Here is a 3,800-nt window from a genome sequence, read left to right on the forward strand (position 1 = left end):
GGTTCGATTCCCTTCACCCGCTCCACGTTTCTGCAGTACTTTTGTTCATTTTCGACGTGGATCCAGGAGCACTCCCCAAGCGCACTCCTGAGATGGGACCATCCTCTGGTGGCGCCCATGGCCCTCTTCCTGCTTGTCTTCGCCGTCTGCCTGCTGATCTTTGGCGGCATGGTTGGCCTGCTGCTGCTCACCGGCACCCCCCGCTACCGCACTGAACCCACCCAACTGCTGGAGCTTATCGATCGCGCCTTGGTGAGCCAGATCAGCGAGACCGAGTGGAATGCCATCATCGGCTACCCCATCCGCCACGACGAGACTCTCGATGGCATCCGCCGCCGCGCCCAGCGGCTGGTGGACGAACACGGCAGTCATGGCCGTGTGACCCGCGGCAAGCCGCTGCTCGATGCCACCGGCCAGGAGGAGCTCACTGCCCTACGCGACCACCTCGCACGACACCTGGCCATCAAGGAGCGTCAACGCAGCGTGAAATGACCCAAGTACCGGGTTCGGGCTAGGATAAGTTTTCACATCGCCTGAACGGGGCCCGACATGTCGAGTGCCATCCGCCAGATCCCTCTCGATACCGCCACACGCCACCACGCCCACGACTTCCATCAGATCGTGATCGGCCTCGAGGGACGGGCAGAGTTCGAGATAGAGGGGCTGGGCGGCGCCATTTCGGCCCTTTCGGGCTGCATCGTCCCCGCCAACCACGTTCACCATTACGCGGGTACCGGCCGGAACCGCCAGCTGATCCTCGACCTGCCGAGCGAAGCCCACTGCCTCACCGGCTTTCACCACGAATTGTCACGCCTCTTCGACGCACCACGCTTCTTCGCCCTGGATGACCCCCTCAAGCGCTACCTGAATTTCCTGCTGCTGGAGCTCGATGTCGCCGGGAGCTCGGAGCACCAGCAGGAGCGTCTGGCCGCCACCCTGCTCGGCTGCCTGAACGCCCGCCTGGCAGAGGCCCCTGCCCCACCTCGCGGCCGCCGGCTCGACCTGGCCCGTCTCGACCGCTTCATCCAGCGCCACCTGGCCAGCCCGCTGAACGTCGCCGACCTGGCTCGGGAGGCCTGTCTCAGCGAGGCTCACTTCCGTCACTGTTTCCGCGAGCAGGCCGGCCTCACCCCCTGGCAGTATGTGCGCAACCGGCGCCTGGAAGCCGCTCGCCACCTGCTTACCCGAAGCGACCTGCCCCTTTCCGAGGTCGCGGCCCGAACCGGTTTCACCAGCCAGAGCGCATTCTCCCACGCTTGCCGGGAAGCCTTCGACGCATCGCCCAGCCGCCTGCGCCGCACCGGAAGTCTCCTGGCCGAGTCACGCACACCACCCTGACACGATCACATAACTAGACGAAAGTCTAAGCCAGGAATCACCCCGAAGGAAGAATCCGCGGAATCGGCAACAAGATCCGCGGAAACAACAAGCAGCTGCCGGGTGCGGCTCCTAAAGTGAGGAACATTGCGCTCCATGGCAGGGCCCACGCTCTCCACCGGGCGACACCTTCCCGCCTGACGACACCTGCAAGGGACCTTTCGTGCTCGATTCCAACAACATGCTTGATGACGCCACCTGGCAGCAGGATCTTGACACCCTCTTCTCGCGCATCAGCGACCACTATGTGGTCGATGAAAACAGATTCGTGGCCGAGCTGATCAAGGCGCTGAACGCCGATTCGCAGGACTTCCAGCGCATCGCCAGCAAGACCGCCGAACTGGTCCGCGAGGTCCGCGAGATGGATACCGCGGTGGACGCCATCGACGAACTACTGCAGCAGTACAGCCTCGACACCCATGAGGGGCTGATGCTGATGTGCCTCGCCGAGGCGATGCTGCGCATCCCCGACACGGCAACCGCCGACGCGCTGATCGAGGACAAGCTCGGCCCCGCCGACTGGAAGTCCCACCTCGGCCAGAGCGACTCCTGGTTTGTGAATGCTTCCACCTGGGGCCTGTTGATGACCGGCCGGGTGATCAACCTGGATCATCCCAGGGATGGCCGGCCGGCCAGCTTCATCAACAAGCTGGTCAACCGCCTCGGCGAGCCGGTGATCCGGCGGGCCATGCGCGAGGCCATGAAGGTGATGGGCAAGCAGTTCGTGCTGGGCCGCGATATCGACGAGGCACTGAAGCGCTCGAAGCCGCTTTTCGACAAGGGCTATACCTACTCCTATGACATGCTCGGCGAGGCCGCGCGCACCCGCCAGGACGCCCGCAAGTACTTCGATGACTATGCCAGGGCCATCGAGCGAGTCGGCAAGACCAGCAAGACCCTGTCGGCGAAGACCCCCGCCCCCTCGGTTTCCATCAAGCTCTCGGCGCTGCATCCGCGCTACGAGTTCGGCCGTCGGGAGCAGGTGCTGCACGAACTGGTCGACAGCGTAAAGAAGCTCGCGGCCATGGCCCGCGAGCTCAGCGTGGCGCTGACCATCGATGCCGAGGAGGTGGACCGCCTGGAGATCTCGCTGGAGGTGTTCCGCGCCGTCTACGAGAGCGACATCTGCCGGGGCTGGGGCCACTTCGGCCTGGTCGTTCAGGCCTACTCCACTCGCGCCCTGCCGGTACTCCACTACCTCAACCGCCTGGCCGAGGCGCAGGGCGACGAGATTCCCCTGCGCCTGGTCAAGGGCGCCTACTGGGACACCGAGATCAAGGAGTCCCAGCAGCTCGGCGTCGACGGCTACCCGGTCTATACCCGCAAGGCCAGCACCGACGTGGCCTATCTGGTGTGCGCACGCTTCCTGCTCTCGGACGCCACCCGCGGGCGCATCTTCCCGCAGTTCGCCACCCACAACGCCCACACCATCAGTACCATCCTTGAACTGGCCAACGAGGCGACCCGCCCATTCGAATTCCAGCGCCTGCACGGCATGGGCGAGGCGCTCTACGACGCCGCCCTCGCTCGCGCCCCGAAGGGCACCTACTGCCGCATCTACGCTCCGGTGGGGGCCCACAAGGACCTGCTCCCCTACCTCGTGCGCCGGCTGCTCGAGAACGGCGCCAACTCCTCGTTCGTGCACCAGCTGGTCGACCCCGATGTGCCGATAGCGTCGCTCTGCGTGCACCCGGCCGAAACGCTCCGGCAGTACAAGACCCTTGCCAACCCGCGCATTCCCCTGCCGCGGGACATCTTCGGCGCCGGCCGCCGAAACTCGCGCGGCGTCAACCTCAACGTGCGCAGCCAGTACCAGCCGCTGATGGATGCCATGGCCGCCACCATGGAGAAGGAGCATCGGGTGGGGCCGCTGCTGGCCCTCGCGGTAGCCGACGACCCGGCCAACCAGCACGAGATCAAAAGCCCCTATGACCGCCGGAAAAGGGTCGGCACGGTGCAGTGGACCAGCGCCGAGCAGGCCGCCCGCGCCGTGGATGCCGCCTGGGCTGCCTTCCCGCGCTGGGAGAGCACGCCGGTGGCCGAACGCGCCGCCATCGTTCGCCGCCTGGGCGACCTGATGGAAACCCACATGGCCGAGCTGATGACGCTCTGCTCCCGGGAGGGCGGCAAGCTGCTCACCGACGGCGTCGACGAGATCAAGGAGGCGGTGGACTTCTGCCGCTACTACGCCATGAAGGCCGAGGAGCTGTTCGGCCAACCCATCGCCCTGCCCGGCCCCACCGGCGAATCCAACGAGCTGATACTGGGCGGCAAGGGTGTATTCGCGGCGATCAGCCCCTGGAACTTCCCGGTGGCAATCTTCTGCGGCCAGGTGGTGGCCGCCGCCGTGGCCGGCAACACGGTGCTGGCCAAGCCCGCCGAGCAGACCTCCATCGTCGCCCACCGGGTGATCGAACTGCTCT

Annotated in this window: 3 protein-coding genes; all 3 read left to right on the forward strand. The window is 65.8% G+C overall.

The annotated features are described in order from the left end of the window. Positions 1-117 precede the first annotated feature (117 nt). On the forward strand, positions 118-492 hold the full coding sequence (locus IBX53_RS15260; protein ID WP_290910964.1) for a hypothetical protein: 375 nt from the start codon (positions 118-120) through the stop codon (positions 490-492). A 57-nt stretch (positions 493-549) separates the two neighbouring features. Further along, positions 550-1,338, forward strand: a complete 789-nt coding sequence (locus IBX53_RS15265; protein ID WP_290910967.1) for an AraC family transcriptional regulator — start codon at positions 550-552, stop codon at positions 1,336-1,338. Positions 1,339-1,540: 202 nt separating this feature from the next. Then, on the forward strand, positions 1,541-3,800 hold a 2,260-nt coding region (putA, locus tag IBX53_RS15270), incomplete at its 3' end, for a bifunctional proline dehydrogenase/L-glutamate gamma-semialdehyde dehydrogenase PutA (protein ID WP_290910970.1).

Origin of the sequence: Halomonas sp., assembly GCF_014859505.1 — a bacterium.
Classification (GTDB): Bacteria; Pseudomonadota; Gammaproteobacteria; order Pseudomonadales; family Halomonadaceae; genus Halomonas.